The following is an 18,127-nucleotide window of genomic DNA, read 5'->3' as shown; positions in this document are numbered from 1 at the left end:
GCGGCCGTCGTACGACAGCGACGACGTCGCAACGCGTCGGCGCGGCACCGGACGGCACGGCCCAGCCCAGCACAGCCGCGCCCCACCGGACCGGAGGCGCCGCGCGCCCCCGCACCGCGCCTCCCGGCCGCCGGGACGCACACGTCAGGCCGCGGGCGTCTCCGCCGGCGTCTTCGACGCCCCGTACACGGCGGTCAGGATGCTCTCCACCCACTGGATCAGCGCGTCGTCCGGCAGCGTCTCACCGTGCGGCTTCGGCAGCGGGATGCTCGCGGCGTCCTGCTGCGGGAACCACCGGGCACCCGGGAACATCCGCTTCAGCCGGACCTGTGCGGAGTCGGCGAGTTCCTTGCCGGCGATGCGCAGGTTCGACCCCATCACGACGACGTCGGACAGGCCGACCTGCTGCGCCATCCGCCGGAGCCGGGACACCTCGACGAGGGTGAGCACGGCCTGCGGCGGCTGCCCGTAGCGGTCGGTGAGCTCGTCGAGGACCATGTCGATCGCCTCGGTCTGGGCTGCCGGAGCGGAGGCAGCGGAGAGCTTCTGGTACGCCTCGAGCCGGAGCCGCTCGGACTCGACGTAGTCCTCGGGGATGTGCGCGTCGACCGGGATCTCGAGTCGGAGCTCGGTCTGGCCCTCGGCGACGTCCCCGCGGAACTGCGACACGGCCTCACCGATCATGCGGAGGTAGAGGTCGAACCCGACGCCCGCGATGTGCCCGGACTGCTCGCCGCCGAGCAGGTTGCCCGCGCCCCGGAGCTCGAGGTCCTTCATCGCGACCTGCATGCCGGCGCCGAGCTCGTTGTTCGCCGCGATGGTCTCGAGGCGGTCCTGGGCGGTCTCGGAGAGCGGCTTGTCGGCGTCGTAGAGGAAGTAGGCGTAGCCGCGCTCCCGCCCGCGACCGACACGGCCGCGCAGCTGGTGGAGCTGCGACAGCCCGTACTTGTCCGCCTTGTCGATGATGAGCGTGTTCGCGTTCGCGATGTCGAGCCCGGTCTCGACGATGGTGGTCGACACGAGGACGTCGAAGCGGCGTTCCCAGAAGTCGACCATCACCTGCTCGAGCGTCGACTCGGACATCTGCCCGTGCGCGACGGCGATGCGGGCGTCGGGGACGATCTCGGCGAGGTGCGCGGCCACCGACTGGATGTCCTTGACGCGGTTGTGCACGTAGAACACCTGCCCCTCGCGGAGGAGCTCGCGGCGGATCGCTGCGGCGACCTGCAGGTCCGACTGGGGCCCGACGAACGTGAGGATCGGGTGGCGGTCCTCCGGCGGGGTGGCGAGGGTGGACATCTCACGGATGCCGGTCACCGCCATCTCGAGCGACCGCGGGATCGGGGTGGCGGACATCGCGAGCACGTCCACGTTCGTCTTGAGCTTCTTGAGCTGGTCCTTGTGCTCGACGCCGAACCGCTGCTCCTCGTCGATGATGACGAGTCCGACGTCCTTGAACTGCACGTTCTGGGACAGGATCCGGTGCGTGCCGATGACGATGTCGACCGTGCCGTCGGCGAGCCCGGCGATGGTCTCCTTCGACTCCTTCTCGGTCTGGAAGCGGCTGAGGGCGCGCAGGTGCACCGGGAAGCCCGCGAAGCGCTCCTGGAAGGTCTCCATGTGCTGGCGGACGAGCAGGGTCGTCGGGACGAGCACGGCCACCTGCTTGCCGTCCTGCACGGCCTTGAACGCAGCGCGGATCGCGACCTCGGTCTTGCCGTAGCCGACGTCGCCGGAGAGCAGGCGGTCCATCGGGATCGGGCGCTCCATGTCCCGCTTGATCTCGTCGATGGTGGTCAGCTGGTCGGCCGTCTCGGCGAACGGGAACGCCTCTTCCAGCTCACGCTGCCACGGGGTGTCCGGCCCGAACGCGTGCCCCTTCGACGCCATGCGCGCCGAGTACAGCTTCACCAGGTCGACCGCGATGTCACGGACGGCCTTGCGCGCCTTCGACTTCGCCGAGGCCCAGTCGGAACCGCCCATCTTCGACAGCGTCGGGCTCTCCCCGCCGACGTAGCGGGACAGCTGGTCGAGCTGGTCCGTGGGGACGAAGAGCTTGTCGCCCGGGTAGCCGCGCTTGGACGGCGCGTACTCGAGCACGAGGTACTCGCGCTGCGTCTTCACCGCGTTCCGGCCGCCGCTCGAGACCTCGCGCGAGACGAGCTCGACGAACTTGCCGATGCCGTGCGTGGCGTGCACGACCACGTCGCCCGGTCGGAGCTGCAGCGGGTCGACGACGTTCTTGCGACGGCTCGCGAGCTTCTTGACCGTGCGTGCGCCCTGCTGGACGCTGCGGCCGTAGAACTCGGCCTCGCTGAGCACCGCGACGCGCGGGTCCGGGGTGGCGAAGCCGTGCTCGACGGCGGCGGTGGTCACGACGGCGACACCGGGCTCGGGAGGCGCGGTGACGGCTTCGGCGCGGGCTGCGACCCCGGCGTCGGCGAGGACCTGCACCGCCCGTTCGACGAGGCCCTGCCCCTGCGCGGTCACCACGACGGCCCACCCGTCGTCGGTGAGCTGCTTGACGTGCGCGATCGCACCGTCCGCGCTGCCGGCGAAGCTCGGGATCGCCTCGGCCCGCACGCGGATGTACTCCCCCGCCTCGGCCGCGGCTTCGGCGTCGGTGAGCACGCGTTCGGTGTCGCCCTCGTCGAGCCCGGAGTCGAACGGCGAGACCGTCCACCAGGTGCGCTGCCCGCGGCCGTTCTTGAGCTGCTGCACGGTGAGGAAGTTGCCGGCGTCGAGGTCGATCGGTGCCTGCGCCCCGGCGACCGCCGCGCTCCACGCTGCCTGCAGGAACTCGGTGTTGGTCTCCGCCAGGCTGTGCGCGCGACCGTTCACCCGCTCGGGCGACAGCACCGCGATGATCGAGTCGTCGGGCAGGTAGCTCGTGACCGGCACGAGTTCCTGCACGAGCGCGGGCGCGAGGGACTCCATGCCCTCGACCGGGATCCCCTCGGCGATCTTCGCGAGCATCTGCGACAGGTTCGGGAACTCGTGGAGCATCTCGCGCGCCCGCTGCCGGACGTCGTCGCTGAGCAGCAGTTCGCGCGAGGCGGTGAGCTCGACGGATCCGAGGTCGTCGTCGGTGGTGCGCTGGTCGGCGACGGAGAAGGCCTTGATCGCCTCGATCTCGTCGCCGAAGAAGTCGACGCGGACCGGGTGGTCGGCGGTGGGCGGGAAGACGTCGAGGATGCCACCGCGGACGGCGAACTCGCCGCGGCGGGTCACGAGGTCGACGCGGGCGTACGCGAGGTCGACGAGCTGCGACGCGATGTCACCGAGGTCGTTGCCGCGCGAGTCGGTCCGGAGCACGATCGGTGCGAGGGCGGTGAGGTTGCCCGCGATCGGCTGGAGGGCGGCACGGACGCTCGCGACCACCACGGTCGTGCGGCGGTCGGCGACGGGCGCGTCCTGCCAGGCGGCCAGCTTCCGGAGCGTCGCGATCCGGGTGCCGACCGTCTGTGCGCTCGGGCTGAGGCGTTCGTGCGGGAGGGTCTCCCACGCGGGGAACTCGAGGACGTCGGCGTCGGGCAGGTAGCTGCCGAACGCGCCGCGGACCGCCTCGGCTTCGCGCCCGGTGGCCGTGATCACGAAGACGCACTGCGGACCGTTCCGCTCCGCCAGCAGCGCCCCGAGCAGCGGCACGCGCAGCCCGTCGACCACCGAGAAGTCGGCGTCACGAGGTGCGGCGCGGAGGACGCGATCGAACGCGGAGGCGCGCGAGAGCGCAGGGATGATGCCCGAGATCGTCACTCAGCACATGGTACCGGCGACCCCCGACAGCGATCGCGGCGTGCGCGACGGGCGAACGCCGGGGTTCAGGACGGCGCGTGGATGCGCTGCTGGGCGGCGAGGAGCCCGAGTTCTGCGATGGCCTCGACGGCGTCGGCGCCGTCGGACAGCAGGTTGGGCAGGGTCTTCTTCTCGGTGGGCGAGAAGTCCCGCAGGACGAAGTCGGCGGGGTCCTGCCGCCCGGGCGGCCGCCCGATGCCGATCCGGACGCGGGTGAACTCGTTCGTCCCGGTGGCCTTGATGATGTCGCGCAGGCCGTTGTGTCCGCCGTGCCCGCCGTTGCCCTTGAGGCGGACGGTGTCGAACGGCAGGTCCAGTTCGTCGTGGACGACGACGAGGTCGGCAGGCGTCGCGCTGTAGAACCCGAGGACGCTCGAGACCGGTCCGCCGGAGGTGTTCATGAACGACCCCGGCTTGGCGAGGACCAGGCGGGGGCCGCCCGGCACGAGGCGCCCCTCGGCGACCTGGTTCGGGGTCTTGTGCTTCTTGAACGTCGCGCCCATGCGGGCAGCGAGTTCGTCGAGGACCATCTGGCCGACGTTGTGACGGTTGCCGGCGTAGCCGGGCCCGGGGTTCCCGAGCCCGACCACGACGAGCGTTCCTGCCATCAGCGTCGACCAGACGTCCGCGAAGGGGTGTTACTCGGAGTCGCTCGACTCGGCGCCGGCCTCGGCACCCGCCTCGGCGGAGGCCTCGTCGGCGGCGTCGTCGTCGGCGGTGCCGCGCGGGGTGACGATCGAGACGACGAGGGTGTCGCCCTCGGTCTCGAGCTCGGCGCCGGCCGGCAGCTCGATGTCGGAGGCGCGGACCTGCGCGCCGTCCTCGAGGCCGTCGACGTTCACGACGACGTGCTCCGGGATGTCGGTCGCCTCGACCAGGAGGGACAGGGCCGACTCGTCCTGGACGTGGATCGTGCCGGAGAAGGACTCGCCCTCGACGACGACGGGCACGGAGACCGTGACCTTCTCGCCGCGGCGGACGACCACGAGGTCGATGTGCTCGATGATCTGGCGCACGGGGTCGCGCTGGACGTCCTTGACGAGGACGAGCTGCGCCGAGCCCTCGATGTCGAGGTCGACGATCGCGTTGGCGTGACGGACGAGCAGCATGGTCTCGTGGCCCGGGAGGCTGATGTGCTGCGGCTCGGTGCCGTGGCCGTAGACGACCGCGGGGATCTTGTCGTTCGCGCGGATCTTCCGGGCAGCGCCCTTGCCGAACTTGGTGCGGACTTCCGCTGCGAGCTTGGTGTAGTCGGCCATGGTGCCTCCTGGTCTCGGGGACGACACCGGGGTGCCGGCATCGTGGGGGTCTGTGGTGTTGCAACTCGAACGCGTGCACGCGTGAGGAACGCTCCCAGGACTGGGCCGGGTCTCCCACCGCGTCGATCACGGCCGCGCACGCGCGGCCCTCGCCGAAGTCAGTCACCGAGTCTAGCAGGACCCCTCCGGGCGTGTCGCGCCACGGGACGGACGGGAGGCGCGGGGCAGTCCCGCCCCGTGCCTCCTGGCCGTCCCGTGGCGACCCGTCGATCCGGTCGACCCCCGTCTCAGTCGACCCCGTCCGGCGCATCGGGAGCCAGTCGCTCGATCCAGCGGTCCAGTCGCTGGCCCACCTCGGCCTGGTCGCCGTCGGCGCGCGCGAGGACCGCCGCGTCCGTCGCCGTGACGCGGAGGAGCTCCGACCACTGCGCGTCGTAGAGCGCACGACGGTAGCCGGACGAGGTCTGACAGGCCACGTCGCGCTCGGCGAGCGTGCGTTCGTCCGCGCTGACCGGCATGGTCGGGGCACCGATCCCGAAGGCCTCGCGCATCGCGACCGTCGGCATGCCGTGCGGGTCCTCGGGGAGCGCTCCCGGTGCGTCGGACGCCAGGCAGCTCCGCCAGCGGCCGGCAGCGGCGACCACACCGGGGTCTCGCCGTGCGGTGTCCGCGGCCACCCAGGTCAGGTGCTCCGCGAGCGCCGAGGCGCCCTGGTCGCCGTCATCCGTGCCGAGCGTCCGGTACGCGTCGTGGGCACAGCGCGCGACGTCCTGCTGACGCGCACGGGCGAACGCGGCGTTCCGTTCGGGGTCCTCGCCCCACGCCTGCCACCCGGACCGGTTCGCCCCCTCGGTGGAGGCCGGGTGGTACCCCCGTGCCGAGGCGGCGTCGGCGCTGAGCGGACGGGACCATGCGAGGGCCGGTGACGGGTTCCCGCGCCCCGGGCCGTCGTCGGCGTCCCCTTCGGCGTCGAGTCCGGCGACGGTGGCCCAGGGCGGCGGGAAGTCGATGCCGATGCGACGCAGGCAGGGCTGCTCGACGAGCGCGGAGGCGTAGTCCTGCTTCGACCCGGACGGCTGTACGTACCCGTCGAGCGGCATCGTCCACGCGTCGAGGTCGCGCCCGACGGTGGGCCGGACGGCATGGTCGGCGGGCTCGGGCAGGCTGTGCAGCACGGCGCCGGTGAGCCCTGCGACGACGAGGACGAGGGTGCCGGTCTTCGCGGCACGGACGGTCAGGTGCACGGTGTTCCCCCTATGCGCGGACGAGGCCGCGTTCGTGTGCGGTGATGACGACCTGGATCCGGTTCCGGAGCCCGAGCTTCGCGAGCACCGAGCGGACGTGGGACTTCACGGTGGCCTCACTGAGGAACACCGAGGTCGCGATCTCCTGGTTGCTGAGGCCCTTCGCGACGAGGAGGAAGACCTCGCGTTCACGGGCGCTCAGTACGTCGAGCACGTCGTCCGGTCGCGGGGTCTCGACGAGTGTGCCCTCGGCGCGGAGCAGGTCGAGGGCCTCGGTCTCGGTCGGTGCCGGACGACCGTCGTGGACGTCACGCACGGTCCTGAGCACGACCTCGGGCAGGGCGTCCTTCGTCAGGAACGCGGCCGCGCCGGCGCGCAGGGCGGCGAGGACGGCGTCGTCGCGGCGGATGGTGGTCAGCACGACCACGCGCGGGCGTTCGCCGCCCCGCTCGGCGATCCGGGCCGTGGTCTCGATGCCGTTCAGCACCGGCATCCGGAGGTCCACGAGCAGCACGTCCGGGTCCGTCGCCGCACAGAGCGCGAGGGCCGCCTCACCGTCGTCGGCGGTCCCGACGCAGGTCATGTCCGGCTGGGCGTCGACGAGCATCTGCATCCCGGACGCGAAGAGTCGCTGGTCGTCCGCGATCGCGACCCGGATCGCGCTCACGGGAGCACCGCCGTGCCGACCGGTCCGGTCGGGAGCCAGGCGGTGACCACCCACTCCTGCGGGTCGTCCCCGGCTCCCGCGCGCAGCCAACCGCCGGCGAGACGTGCCCGCTCCCGCATGCCGGCGACCCCGCTGCCCGCACCGTCGAGTTCGACGAGGGGAGACCCACCGCGCGAGGTCACGACGAGGCCGAGCCCCGGCCCACGCCAGTCGAGCGTCACCTGCGCGGTGGCGGTGCGGCCCTGGTGCTTCAGGACGTTCGTGAGGCTCTCCTGGACGATGCGGTGCGCCGCGCCGTCGACGGCGGGACCGGTCGGCCCCGGCTCGCCGTGCTGCGTCACCGACGCGTCCATGCCCAGGTCGCGCATGTCCTCGACGAGCTCCGGGACGTCCGCGAGACCGCGCGACACCTCCGGTCCGGTCCCCTGGATGCGCTCCACGAGTGAACGGACGTCCCCGAGGGCGTCACGGCTGACGGCGGCGATGTCCCGCAGCGCCGTGGCCGCCGGGCCGTCGGGGCCGCTCAGCGCCGCCGCGCCCTGGGCCTGCGACACGACGACCGCCAGGGAGTGCGCGAGCGAGTCGTGCACGTCCCGGGCGATCCGGGCACGGTCCTGCTCGGCGCGGAGCTCGGAGGCCGTGACCTCGGTCGCGCGCTCGGCCTCGACGACGCGGACCCGTGCGAGTCCGATGCGCCACGCGGCACCGATCGCCACCCCGACGGCCCAGGCGACGCAGCTCGCGCCCGCGATCGCCAGGGTGACGAGGACGAGGTCGCTCCGCGTGCCGCCCATCGACCCCGTCCAACTCCCCCAGGTGTCCTGGTCGTCGGCGGTCGGGACCACCATCGCCCACGCCGCGGCGGCGCTCGCGACACCCAGCGCGGGGACGGCGAGCCAGCGGAGGAGACCCGACCGCCCGGCGCCGACCAGACCGACGACGACCGCGATGGCGAGGTACTCGGGCCAGGTGGTGTCCCGGGGGCGTGCGAGCAGGTGGAGCGCCTGCAGCGAGGGGACGACGACCACGAGCCCGAGGCTCGTCGCCGGCATCCACTCCGCGAGGCCGATCGCGGCGGCGAACGCGGCGACGACGAGCACGTGCCCGGTGAGCTCGCCCCGGCCGGCTTCGGCGACGATCCAGAGCACGAGGTACGCGGCGCCGGCGATCGGGGCCAGCAGGTGCCGGGCGCGTCGGCGGAGGAAGGAGGTCATGTCGGCGAGCGTATGGGGCGTGTCCGCGGGTCGGCGAGCCGACGGGGCTGCTTTCATCCGGTCGGATGAAGGCGCGGACCGGCGACCGGCGCGCAGCCCACCGTGCCGGGAACCGCGGTGCTCGGACCCGTCGCGCCCCGTCGACGACACGAGGCCGCCCCCGGGACGGGGCGGCCTCGCCGATCCGGGGTGGGGCACCCGGATCGATCCGGGGGTGGGGACCCCGGATCGCGCGGGCCGCCCGTGTCACCGACACGGACCGCCCGCGGGTCGTCGTCACCCGGCGAGCGCCACGTCGATGCCGTCGAGGATGCGGGCGACGCGCTCGGTCGAGGTCGCGAAGTTGATCCGGGCGAACGACCCGGTGGCGACGTCGGTGTGCTGCGCGAACTCGGCCCCGTCGCTCAGGAGCACCCGGCCGCGCTCCAGCACGTGCCGAGCGGGTGCGTCGCCGATGTCCGTCGCACCGAACCCGACCCAGGACAGGTAGGTGGCGTCCGGTCGGTGGTGGACGAGTGCCTCGTGCGACGCCGCCCAGTCCGCGACGAGTGCCCGGTTCACCGCGAGGACGCGACGCACTCGCTCCAGCCACGCGTCCCCACGGTCCCAGGCGGCGACGGTGGCGATGCGGCCGACGGTGCTCGGCTGTCCGAAGTAGTCCAGTGGTGCGGCGTCGAGCGCACGCCACAGCGGGTCCCACCCGACGTGGGCCAGGGCACAGCGGAGTCCGGCGATGTTGAAGGCCTTGGTCGCGGACGTCGCCGTGATGGTCCGCGCCGCGGCGTCCGGCCCGAGCGAGGCGAACGGCACGTGCGTCCGCTCGTCGTGGACGAGGTCGGCGTGGATCTCGTCCGCGAGCACCGGGACGTCCACGAGCCGGGCCGCCTCGGCGATCCGCTCGAGCTCGGCGCGGTCGAGCACCCTGCCGGTGGGGTTGTGCGGGTTGACCAGCACCACGAGGCGCACGCCCTCGGCTGCGAACCGCTCGGCGAGCCCCTCGGTCTCGAGCTCCCACCCGTCCTCGGTGGCCGTGACGTCGAGTGGCACGATGCGTCGGTGCGCCCGCCGGATCGACGCGAGGAACGGCGGGTACGTCGGCACGTGCAGCGCGACGCCGTCGCCCGGCTCGGTCGTGTGCTCGATGACGACCTGGAGGACCTGGATGAGGTCGGTGAACACCCGGGTCCGGTCGGCGGCGGGGGTCCAGCCGTGCCGTCGACGCATCCGGTCCTCGAACGACCGGACGAGGGGGTCGCCCTCCGGGTGGTGCGGGTACCCGAACTGCTCGCGCTCCACGGCGACGGACATCGCCTCGCGCACCGGGTCCGGCACACCGAAGTCCATGTCCGCCACCCACGCCGGTGTGACGTCGGGTTCCACGGCACCCCACTTGACGCCGCCCCCTGCCCGGAGGACGGATTCGGCGAGCGCCAGCGAGCCGTTCACCGGACCACCACCCGTCCCGAGTCGACCGCGAGGACGAGGTCGCGGATCTGCTCCATCTGGCCGTGGTGCTGTGCGAGTTCCTCGTAGACGTGCTGCAGTGCGCCGCTCACCGTGAGTGCCCGGTCGGGCCCCTCGAACTCGGGCGGCGGCACCTGCGCGAGCGGAGCGGTGGGATCCGCCTCGACGAGATCGGTCCGGAGCCGCACGAGCGTCGCGTCGACCCGTCCGAGCAGCTCGTCGACGGGGCCGGACGCGCGGAACTCCGCCGCGCGATCACGCTCGATCGGTCGACCGGCGACGAAGCCGCCGACCCAGGTCTCCACCACCGCGATGCAGTGGTGGAGCAGGGCGTAGGGCGAGTTGCCCCCGTCGAGCGGCGGCGTGCGCGTGGCCAGGTCGTCGCCCAGGTCGGCGACGATGCTCCGCATGCCGAGGAGCGCGCGCTCGGCGAAGTACCAGTAGTCGTCTCGGTCGATCATCGTGGACCCTTCGTCAGTGGTCGAACCAGTGACGATGCTTGCAGAAGGGTCCGTCACTGGTCAAGATGGTGATGTGGTCCACGTCTTCGTCAGCGGCAACCTCGCACTCGACTTCCTCGGCACCCGCAAGTGGCGGCGCTCCGAACCGGAGGAGCTCCTCGAGACCCCTGCAGACCTCGGCGACTGGATCGACCAGGCCGGGGTCGTGAGCGGCCCCGTCCGGGTGGACGCCTCGGACTTCGACCGGGCGCTCGCACTCCGCGAGGCCCTCTACGACCTCGTGGCGGCACGGTTGGGATCCCCGGGCCCCGGTGTCCCGTCCGACGCGATCGCCGTGCTGAACGCCGCCGCCGCGAACCCGCCCGTCGTCCCCGTGGTGACGGCGGACGGCGTCCGGGTCGACGGGGACGCCCGGGCCGTGCTGTCGACGATCGCCCGGAGCGGGGCCGAGGTCCTCGCCCCCGTCACCGAGGGCGTGCTCAAGGAGTGCGGTCGCGATGAGTGCACGCGCGTCTTCCTCGACCGGTCGCGTGGCGCGCGGCGCGCGTGGTGCGGCATGGAGGAGTGCGGCAACCGCGTCAACGCCGCCGCGTACCGGCGTCGCCGCCGGGCGGCCGACGGGACGGCCGCGTCGGTCTGAGGACGTGGACGGACGGGAGGCGCGGTGCGGTCCGGCACCGCGCCTCCCGTCCGGCGTCACGACAGTTCCGCCCGCTCCCCGTCACCGTCGGCACGGCGACGCCGGCGCACGACCAGCAGGACACCGCCGGCGACGAGCAGCAGCGCGGTCAGCGCACCGAGGACGCCGAGCCCGGCCGCCCCCGTGAAGGCGAGCTCGCCTCCGTCACGCCCGGCTGACGCGTCGTCGACCGGGTCGGCCGTGCCGTCTCCGGCGACCGGAGCACCGTCGGCGGGTGCGTCGGGGCCGGCGGGATCCGCGTCGTCTCCGGGTGCCGGCGACGAACCGCCGTCTCCCGGCTCGGCGGCCGCGGGCAGCACCACCGCGAACGGCACGGCGGTCCCGCTCCTCGTCCCGATCGACTGGACGGCCTCGGCCCGGCCTGCGGCCAGCGCGGTGACGGCGACGGAACGACCGGCCGCGGCGCGGACGTCGGCGGACCACCGTCCGTCCGCCCCGACCGCGGCGGTCCCGGCGACGTCCCCACGGATCGCGACGGTCGCGCCCGGTCGACCGGTCCCCGTCACCGTCACCGTCGGCGCGTCGCCCGCTCCGTCGTCCACGGAGAGGTCGTCGAGGTCAGCCCGGGCGGTCAGCCAGGAGGCGGCTCCGATGGGGTGGTCCACCACGCGGGTCTCCCCGATGCAGCCGTTCCAGCCGTTCGTCGCGGCGTCGTCGACCCAGTCGCTCCCGAAGAGCCACGGCATGCCGTGCTGGATCGTCTGCCCGCCCGTGTCCGTCGCGTTGCGGAGGACCGGAGCCCCGTCGACGTACATCGTCGTCGTCGCGGCGTCGACGTCGTTCACGAGGGCGACGTGCAGCCACCGCCCGGGGATGATCTCACCGGACCACGCCGTGCGGTCGCCCTTCGACGGGTCCGCCGTCACCTCGGTCCACTGGAACTCCTTGAGGTTCGAGATCCCGAGTGCGGCCGGGGAGGCCGTCCAGTCCCAACGCGTCTGCGGGACGCCGATCTGCGAGCGGTTCCCGCTGCGCACGATGGCCTTCGACCAGGAGTTCGCCGAGTCGGTCCACGACGGGTCGACCCGGAGGAAGGTCTCGATCGTGTAGCCGTCCGGGAACGTCGCCTCGTCCACGGCCGTCCCGCCGGGCGAGGTGAGCGCGCTGAACCGCTTCGCCGCCTTGTCCGCGTTCGCGAAGCACAGCGACGCGCCGTCGGACGACAACGGGTGGGCGTCGCGCTCGATCGTGACGTCCCCGGCCTCGGCGCCGGGCGACCCGGACTCCGCGTTCGTCAAGCGGGTCAGGTCGGCGTCGCCGACGACGTCCGCGACGGACTCGCCCGGTGCGACGACGCCGGCCTCCTCCTCACCCGGCCGCCACCAGGCGAGGGTGCCGTCGACGACGGTGTGGTCCGCCCGGCCGCCCGGCGCCTCGGTGGTGACGGGCGGCGCGCCCTCGAACCCGTCGAGGAGGAGCGCCCGTGCGCGCTCGACGAGCGGCGGCTCGTCGGCCGAGCCGGGACGGAAGTCCGGCGCGAATCCGGCGAAGCGGGTCCGGAAGTCCACCGGCACCGTGTAGCGCTGGTTGGGGGCGTCGAGCAACGGCTGGTCGTAGGCGGTCAGCGTCTCGGACGGCTTCCAGGTCACCCACGGCGAGGCGGTCTGCATCTCGAGCGTCCCGTTCGTCAGGTCGAACTCGACCAGACCGAGGTAGCCGTCCCCGCCCTCGTAGTCCATCTGGTGGTCGATGAGCACCTGGGTCACGCCGTGTCCGGCGTCGTTCGTGCGGTTCTTCCACGTCGACCCGTGGAAGTGGCCGTTGAACGTGAGGAACACCTGGTCGTTCGGCGCGATGAGCCGGTCCCACAGCCGTTCGCCGTAGGCCGTGTCCACCGCGGTCGTGCCGTCGGAGGCGATGTTGATCACCTCGTGCGAGGTGAGGATGGTCGGCAGCGTCGGGTGGTCGGCGATCACCTGGTCGGCCCACGCGAGGGTCTCGTCGGACGCCCGCCACGGCAGTGCGAGCGACAGGAAGCGCTGCCCTTCCGCCTCGAAGACGTGGAAGCGGCTGAGCCCCGTCGGGTCGGTGCCGTTCTCCACCGTCGGTTGCGCGGCGGCCCGTGAGGCGGGGAACGTCTTGAGGTACGGCTCGGCCGCGAGGTCGTAGGACGTGTCGAACCGCGTGTCGCGCGAGTCCAGCACGTCGTGGTTCCCGGTGGTGATGCTGTACGGGAGGCGAGCGTCGTCGAGCACGCGCATCGCCCGGTCCGCCGCCTGCCACTCGCCGGCCTGGCCGACCTGGTCGACGACGTCGCCGACGTGGGTGACGAAGGGCACGTTGAGCTCGTCGGCGTGCTCGGCCAACCACTGCGTCTGGACGTGGAACGGGTCGTCGCCGTAGCGCGGGAGGAACTGCGACGCCGAGTAGCGGGAGTAGAACTGCGTGTCGGGGAGCACGGCGAGGGTGAACCGCGATCCGAGGTCGTCGGGTGCGGCGACGGCGGCATCCGGGGCGGACAGGAGGGGGAGGCCGACGGCGGCCGCTGCGAGGGCGGCGGCCCCCAGCAAGCGGGGGCGACGGCGGGTGCGTTCTGAGATCACCACGCGATGCTGGCGAACCCACTCGGCCTCGGGGTTTCCTGTACGTGACCACAGGATGTACAGCCGTCGTCCCTCCCCGGTCGTCAGCACAACGATGTCGTCCGTGTCGTCCGCTCGACCGACCGAGGTCACCCCCACGACCGACGCGTGCGGGAACGGACGGCCGCCACCATGACCACATGCAGCTCCCACCAGCCGTCGCCGAAGCGATCGGCGTCTCACGCACCTACCGGTCCGGCGAGGTCGTCGTCCACGCCGTCCGCGACGTGTCACTGTCCGTCGCCGCCGGCGAGTTCGTCGCCGTCATGGGGCCCAGCGGCTCCGGCAAGTCGACCCTGATGAACCTGCTGTCGGGGCTCGACGACCCGACCTCGGGGCGGGTGGTGCTCGACGGACACCCGCTCAGCGGGCTGCCGGACGACGATGCCACGAGGCTGCGGCACGCCCGCATGGGGTTCGTGTTCCAGTCGTTCAACCTGTTGTCCGCGCTGACCGTCGCCGAGAACATCGACCTGCCGGCGACGCTCGGCGAGCGACCGCTGGCGATCGACCGGGCACACCGGGCGTCGCTCCTCGACCGGCTCGGCATCGCCGCGCTGGTGGATCGCCGGCCGGGCGAGCTGTCCGGCGGGCAACAGCAGCGTGTCGCCATCGCCCGGGCACTCGTCCACCGTCCCGCAGTGGTCTTCGCCGACGAACCGACCGGCAACCTCGACGTCGAGACCGGGCGGGCGGTCCTCGACGTCCTCGCCGACACCGCACGGGACAGCGGCGCCGGGATCGTCATGGTGACCCACGACCCCGTCGCGGCGAGCGTCGCTGACCGGGTCGTCTTCCTGCGGAACGGCGCCCTCGTGCAGACGAGGCCGCGGTCCTCGGCGGCGGAGATCGCCCGCGTGCTCGTGGAGACGGTGCGGTGAGCGGCCGTCGTCGCCTCGGAGCCGACGGTCTCGTGGTCGCGCTCGGCGCCGCGTTCGCCACCGTCGTCGTCGGGCTCACCTCCGTGATCGTCCGCGGGGTGGCCGGCAGCGGGTTCGGGGCCAACCCGGTGACGGTCGTCGTGCTCGGACTCCTCACCGTCGCGTTCGTGGTCGTCGCCACCGTCGTGACGACCAGCGCGGCGACGAACTCCTACGTGCTCGTCGCCGCCTCCCAGGCGCGGGAGGTCGCGCTCCGTCGGCTGCTCGGCGCCACCGCGGCCCGCGAGCACGCCCGACTCGTGTCCGCGGCGACCCGCCGGGCGCTCCTGAGCACGGTGGTGGGTGCGGCTGCGGGACTCGTGGTCGCGGCCGTCACGGTCGCCCTCACCTCGGGGCGCGGCGGCCTGTTCGAGGGCCTCACCCCGACCGCCGTCCTGCAACCACTCGTGATCGTGCCGCTGGTCCTGCTCGTCCTGAGCACCCGGCGTGCGGCGCAGCGGGGCTTCGAGGGAGTGCTCCGGGTGACACCGGCGACCGGACTCGACGCGGCACAGCGCCAGCACGACGGCCAGGTCGGCGTCGCGGACGTCTCGTTCCGGGGACGGGGCGGGGCGCTCCTCCTCACAGCCGCCGGCCTGCTCGTCCTGGGCGTGGCCGTCGGGTTCGTCTCCCCCTTCGCCGTGCTCATCGCGATGGTCGGGGGCGCCCTGGCCGCTGCCGGCGTGCTGGCCACTGCGACCCCGATCATCACGACCGTCGTCCGCGTCCTGCTCCGGGCGTTCGGACGTCGATCGGCGGTCGTGCGCGTGGCGGGGCGCAACCTGCTCCAGTACCCGGTGCGCTCCGGCCGAGCCGGGGTCGGTGTCCTCATCAGCACGACGGTGCTGACGATGTTCGCCGTCGCGTCCGCCTCGATGGAGGGCGCCCTCCGCGACGAGTACCGCGGCACCACGCAGTCGTCCGCGGCCACCGAGGTGATCGACGGCATCCTGCCGCTCCTCACCGTGCTCACCCTCTGCATCGCCGCGATCTCGGCCGTCGGTCTCGCCGACACCATCGCGCTCGGAGCCCGTCTGCGGCAGCGCGACCTCGCCGTGTTGCGGATCCTCGGGCTGTCGGTCCGGCGCAGTGGCCGGATGCTCCTCGCGGAGACCGGCTTGCTCGTCGGCTCCGCCACCCTCGCCGGACTCGTCGTCGGCGCGCTGCTCGGTTGGGCAGGCGTGCAGACGCTGCTGTCCTCGACGCTCAACGCTCCGCTCGTCGTCCCGCTCGCCCCCGTCTGGTTCGTCCCGGTCGTCGCGGTCGTCGTGTCCGGGCTCACCGTGGTGCTCGCGCGGCGCCCGGTCCGCCGAGCGGGCGCCGTCCCACCGTCCCAGTTCCTCACCCGATCCCTCCAGGAGTCCCAGTGACCGTCGATCCGTCCGTCCCCGCCCACACGCCCCCTCGCACTCCTCCTCGTCGGGGCCGTGCCACGATCGCCGTGCTCGTCGGCGTGGTCGCGTTCGCGGTCGCCGTCGCGGCCGTCGCCGTCCTGGCCACCGTCCGGAGCGGGAGCGTCGGCGCCTGGGTCGCTGAGCTCCAGGGCAAGGTGTCGGTCGCCCGCTACGACGACGGCCGGAGCGTCCCGACCTCGCACCGCCCCGACTGGTTCCCGGAGGGCGCGCGCGACGTGACGGTGAAGATGCCCGGTCCGACGAGCGGCACGGACGGCATCAAGCTCGACGCCGCGGTGCCGTCCGGTACGACACTCCCCACGACGTGCACGGCGAGCGGGTACTCGCAGGCCTGGGACGGTGGGGGCACCTGGCCCACCTTCGGTGCGGGCGACATCCGCGCCTGCGGTGACTGGCGGGCAGTCCTCCGGGACGACCACCTCTACCTCTGGAGGTGATGCGGCGCCGCCGCGGTCAGCGCCCCACGTCGCGCCGGTGCCGTTGCGCGGCGCGCAGCACCTCGCGCGCGCGGTCGCTCGCGGCTTCGGCCTCGTCGCGGGCCTGCTCCAGGCGCTCGATCTCCGCGGCGGCGTCGGCGAGTCGGCGCTCGAGGTCGGCGCGGCGTTCCTCCGCCGACTCGAGGTCCGCCTCGGCGGCGTCCAGCGCGGCGTCGGCTTCGCGGGACTCGTGGCGGGCCTCCGTCTCGGCCTGACGGGCGGCGCGCCGTGCGGCCACGGGGTCGACACCGCGATCCTGCTGCCGCCCCGCCGACCGTCGGCGCTCCGGTGCGTCCTGGGCGTCCGGCTCCGGGTCCGGCCCCGGCCGTGCGTCGGCCTCCGGCTCCGGCTGCGGGTCGGATTGCGGCTCCGGCTTCCGGGAGGCGCGGCTCGTCCCCCGCGGTCGCCGTGCGCTGGTGATCGGGATCGGTTCCGCGTCGGCACCGGCCCACGCGTCCGGCACCGCATCGGGGTCGGCGAGCGCCCCGTCGAGGTCGACGTCGTCGAACCCGGCGCTCTCGAGCGGCCGGACGAGCAGGCCCGACCGGACCGCCGCGCCGGCGTGCGGGTCGGCCATGGCCGCCTCGATCGTGGCGCGCACCTGGTCGAGGACGGCCGGTGTCGCGGGGTGCCCGGCGTCCGAGGCGAGGTCGGCAGCCGCCTGGGCGAGCGCGTCCACCAGGTCGGAGCGCTGGCGTCTCAGGTCGCGGATGGCCGCCGGGTCGGCGTTCGCCTGGGCTTGACGGATCGCCGGACCGAGGTCGACCGCCTCGTCGAGCGCGCCCTCGTGCGCGAGCAGGTCGATCAGCCATGCGGCGGGTGCGGGCTTCCGGAGCCCACCGATCACCGCCGCCAGCTCGCGGTCGTCCTTCCGGACGGCGCGCTGTCGAGTGGTGCGCTCCCGGATGAAGTCCGCGGGCGCGACGAGGAGCAGTTCCCTCGCCTCGTCCGCGAACCCCATGCGACCAGCTTGCCCTGCACGGTTCAGTAGCGCCCGAGGCGGTCCGTTCGACGGATCGGTCCTTGTTCAGGTGCCGAGACGACGTAGCCGAGCTCGCGGAGGGCAGCAGCTGCGGCTTCTGGGTCGTCGTGCGCTCCGACCGCGGTCTGAATCGAACGAAACCGTCGTCTGCCCTCGGCGATCGCGTTCTCTGCGGTGTCTGCATGGTCGATCCCGAACTCGTGGACGAGCATCTCCAGGACGTCCTCGAGCGACGGCCGGTGCCGGTGTCCACCGAGCGGGAAGTGCAGCGTCGAGATCCGCGTGATCTTCCCCTTCGCTGCGTCCTTCGACCGGCGCTTGCCACGGTTCGTGCGCGCCATGAGCATCGCCCAGACCACCTCGTCGCGATGGGCGTGGATGTTCAAGTGCGAGACCGGAACCGAACCGTGGGCATCACGCACGTAGTCGTAGTGGAAGAACGGTTCGCTGATTTTCTCGATCCGCACGGTGAACGCGGACTGCTCGACGGCGAGGTAGTTCCCCGCTGTGTTCCACCGGCAACGGAACTGCACGAGGAGTCGGAACAGGACATCGCCGTCGACCGTCAACGGCACTCCGAGTGGCTCCGATTGTGAGATCGAGACCTGCGGGCGCGAACGAGAGGTGCCGACCTTGACCTCGAACCCAACCGGGAACCCCACGACCGCGGTCAGCGTGTCCATCAACTCCTGCGCGAAGCCCTGCACACGCTCAGTGAGCTCGACCGACGCGTCAGTCATCACCTTCGAGGAAGTCGAGCTCGTCCAACGCACGGAGGATCGACTGCTCCTCGGGGTCGAGCTGGAAGGTCTCGCCCTTCTCGCGGAGCTCATCGAGCGACATGTGAGCTCGTGCGAGGAGGTCGTTCCGCTGCGTCGCGATCGAGCGGCTGTTCAAGAACGTCACGGTGGGCACCATGTCGGCTCCTCTCCTTCTTGCCTCAGACCA

The 18,127-nt window shown here is 72.9% G+C and carries 16 protein-coding genes; 4 read left to right on the top strand and 12 right to left on the bottom strand.

The window, feature by feature from the left end:
• Positions 1–144: 144 nt before the first annotated feature.
• The 8 genes from mfd to ACTJKO_RS14920 form a co-directional block, all read right to left on the bottom strand.
• Positions 145–3,756, bottom strand: coding sequence for a transcription-repair coupling factor (mfd, locus tag ACTJKO_RS14955; protein WP_440689937.1), 3,612 nt, complete (start codon positions 3,754–3,756; stop codon positions 145–147).
• Between the two features lie 65 nt (positions 3,757–3,821).
• Positions 3,822–4,403: an aminoacyl-tRNA hydrolase gene (gene pth, locus ACTJKO_RS14950; protein ID WP_440689936.1), complete on the bottom strand. Its 582-nt coding sequence runs from the start codon at positions 4,401–4,403 to the stop codon at positions 3,822–3,824.
• Between the two features lie 30 nt (positions 4,404–4,433).
• A complete protein-coding gene (locus ACTJKO_RS14945; protein ID WP_440689935.1) occupies positions 4,434–5,054 on the bottom strand; it encodes a 50S ribosomal protein L25/general stress protein Ctc in 621 nt (206 codons plus the stop codon).
• A gap of 287 nt (positions 5,055–5,341) precedes the next feature.
• Positions 5,342–6,298: a hypothetical protein gene (locus tag ACTJKO_RS14940; protein WP_440689934.1), complete on the bottom strand. Its 957-nt coding sequence runs from the start codon at positions 6,296–6,298 to the stop codon at positions 5,342–5,344.
• A 10-nt stretch (positions 6,299–6,308) separates the two neighbouring features.
• A complete protein-coding gene (locus ACTJKO_RS14935) occupies positions 6,309–6,965 on the bottom strand; it encodes a response regulator transcription factor (RefSeq protein WP_440689933.1) in 657 nt (218 codons plus the stop codon).
• The gene (locus ACTJKO_RS14930) at positions 6,962–8,179 is read right to left on the bottom strand and encodes a sensor histidine kinase (RefSeq protein WP_440689932.1); all 1,218 of its coding nucleotides are present in this window, start codon (positions 8,177–8,179) and stop codon (positions 6,962–6,964) included. Before ACTJKO_RS14930 ends, ACTJKO_RS14935 begins: the two co-directional genes overlap by 4 nt.
• Positions 8,180–8,455: 276 nt before the next feature.
• A complete protein-coding gene (locus ACTJKO_RS14925; RefSeq protein ID WP_440689931.1) occupies positions 8,456–9,625 on the bottom strand; it encodes a MalY/PatB family protein in 1,170 nt (389 codons plus the stop codon).
• Positions 9,622–10,104 carry a DinB family protein gene (locus ACTJKO_RS14920; protein ID WP_440689930.1) on the bottom strand — a complete coding sequence of 161 codons (483 nt, stop codon included), beginning with the start codon at positions 10,102–10,104 and terminating at the stop codon, positions 9,622–9,624. The genes ACTJKO_RS14925 and ACTJKO_RS14920 overlap by 4 nt, the downstream gene beginning before the upstream one ends.
• Positions 10,105–10,177: 73 nt before the next feature.
• On the opposite strand from ACTJKO_RS14920, the gene ACTJKO_RS14915 reads away from it, so the two are divergent.
• Entirely contained in the window at positions 10,178–10,744 is a 567-nt protein-coding gene (locus tag ACTJKO_RS14915) for a CGNR zinc finger domain-containing protein (protein WP_440689929.1), read from the top strand.
• 56 nt (positions 10,745–10,800) lie between these two features.
• On the opposite strand, the gene ACTJKO_RS14910 is transcribed toward ACTJKO_RS14915, so the two are convergent.
• On the bottom strand, positions 10,801–13,347 hold the full coding sequence (locus ACTJKO_RS14910) for a metallophosphoesterase (RefSeq protein ID WP_440689928.1): 2,547 nt from the start codon (positions 13,345–13,347) through the stop codon (positions 10,801–10,803).
• Positions 13,348–13,526: 179 nt separating this feature from the next.
• On the opposite strand from ACTJKO_RS14910, the gene ACTJKO_RS14905 reads away from it, so the two are divergent.
• Genes ACTJKO_RS14905 through ACTJKO_RS14895 form a run of 3 tightly spaced genes read left to right on the top strand, consistent with a single transcriptional unit; the run spans position 13,527 to position 16,158 of the window.
• Entirely contained in the window at positions 13,527–14,267 is a 741-nt protein-coding gene (locus ACTJKO_RS14905) for an ABC transporter ATP-binding protein (protein ID WP_440689927.1), read from the top strand.
• Complete coding sequence (locus tag ACTJKO_RS14900; RefSeq protein ID WP_440689926.1) at positions 14,264–15,676, top strand: FtsX-like permease family protein; 1,413 nt, start codon at positions 14,264–14,266, stop codon at positions 15,674–15,676. The genes ACTJKO_RS14905 and ACTJKO_RS14900 overlap by 4 nt, the downstream gene beginning before the upstream one ends.
• Entirely contained in the window at positions 15,673–16,158 is a 486-nt protein-coding gene (locus ACTJKO_RS14895) for a hypothetical protein (protein WP_440689925.1), read from the top strand. The genes ACTJKO_RS14900 and ACTJKO_RS14895 overlap by 4 nt, the downstream gene beginning before the upstream one ends.
• A 16-nt stretch (positions 16,159–16,174) precedes the next feature.
• Here ACTJKO_RS14895 and ACTJKO_RS14890 read toward each other — a convergent pair whose 3' ends face one another.
• From ACTJKO_RS14890 to ACTJKO_RS14880, 3 genes are read right to left on the bottom strand one after another with little or no spacing between them, the layout of a single operon-like run.
• Complete coding sequence (locus tag ACTJKO_RS14890; RefSeq protein ID WP_440689924.1) at positions 16,175–17,158, bottom strand: hypothetical protein; 984 nt, start codon at positions 17,156–17,158, stop codon at positions 16,175–16,177.
• 23 nt (positions 17,159–17,181) lie between these two features.
• Complete coding sequence (locus tag ACTJKO_RS14885; protein WP_440689923.1) at positions 17,182–17,919, bottom strand: hypothetical protein; 738 nt, start codon at positions 17,917–17,919, stop codon at positions 17,182–17,184.
• The gene (locus ACTJKO_RS14880; RefSeq protein WP_440689922.1) at positions 17,912–18,097 is read right to left on the bottom strand and encodes a hypothetical protein; all 186 of its coding nucleotides are present in this window, start codon (positions 18,095–18,097) and stop codon (positions 17,912–17,914) included. The genes ACTJKO_RS14885 and ACTJKO_RS14880 overlap by 8 nt, the downstream gene beginning before the upstream one ends.
• Positions 18,098–18,127 lie beyond the last annotated feature (30 nt).

The sequence above is a fragment of the Curtobacterium sp. 22159 genome, assembly GCF_052045775.1.
Classification (GTDB): domain Bacteria; phylum Actinomycetota; class Actinomycetes; order Actinomycetales; family Microbacteriaceae; genus Curtobacterium.
This window is presented reverse-complemented; position numbering and strand designations above follow the sequence as displayed.

Bases quoted from the DNA above. Each gene is read 5' to 3' on its own strand.
- pth (WP_440689936.1), bottom strand. From the start codon at position 4,403: ATGGCAGGAACGCTCGTCGTGGTCGGGCTCGGGAACCCCGGGCCCGGC.
- ACTJKO_RS14945 (WP_440689935.1), bottom strand. From the start codon at position 5,054: ATGGCCGACTACACCAAGCTCGCAGCGGAAGTCCGCACCAAGTTCGGC.
- ACTJKO_RS14930 (WP_440689932.1), bottom strand. From the start codon at position 8,179: ATGACCTCCTTCCTCCGCCGACGCGCCCGGCACCTGCTGGCCCCGATC.
- ACTJKO_RS14920 (WP_440689930.1), bottom strand. From the start codon at position 10,104: ATGATCGACCGAGACGACTACTGGTACTTCGCCGAGCGCGCGCTCCTC.
- ACTJKO_RS14905 (WP_440689927.1), top strand. From the start codon at position 13,527: ATGCAGCTCCCACCAGCCGTCGCCGAAGCGATCGGCGTCTCACGCACC.
- ACTJKO_RS14890 (WP_440689924.1), bottom strand. From the start codon at position 17,158: ATGGGGTTCGCGGACGAGGCGAGGGAACTGCTCCTCGTCGCGCCCGCG.
- ACTJKO_RS14885 (WP_440689923.1), bottom strand. From the start codon at position 17,919: ATGACTGACGCGTCGGTCGAGCTCACTGAGCGTGTGCAGGGCTTCGCG.
- ACTJKO_RS14880 (WP_440689922.1), bottom strand. From the start codon at position 18,097: ATGGTGCCCACCGTGACGTTCTTGAACAGCCGCTCGATCGCGACGCAG.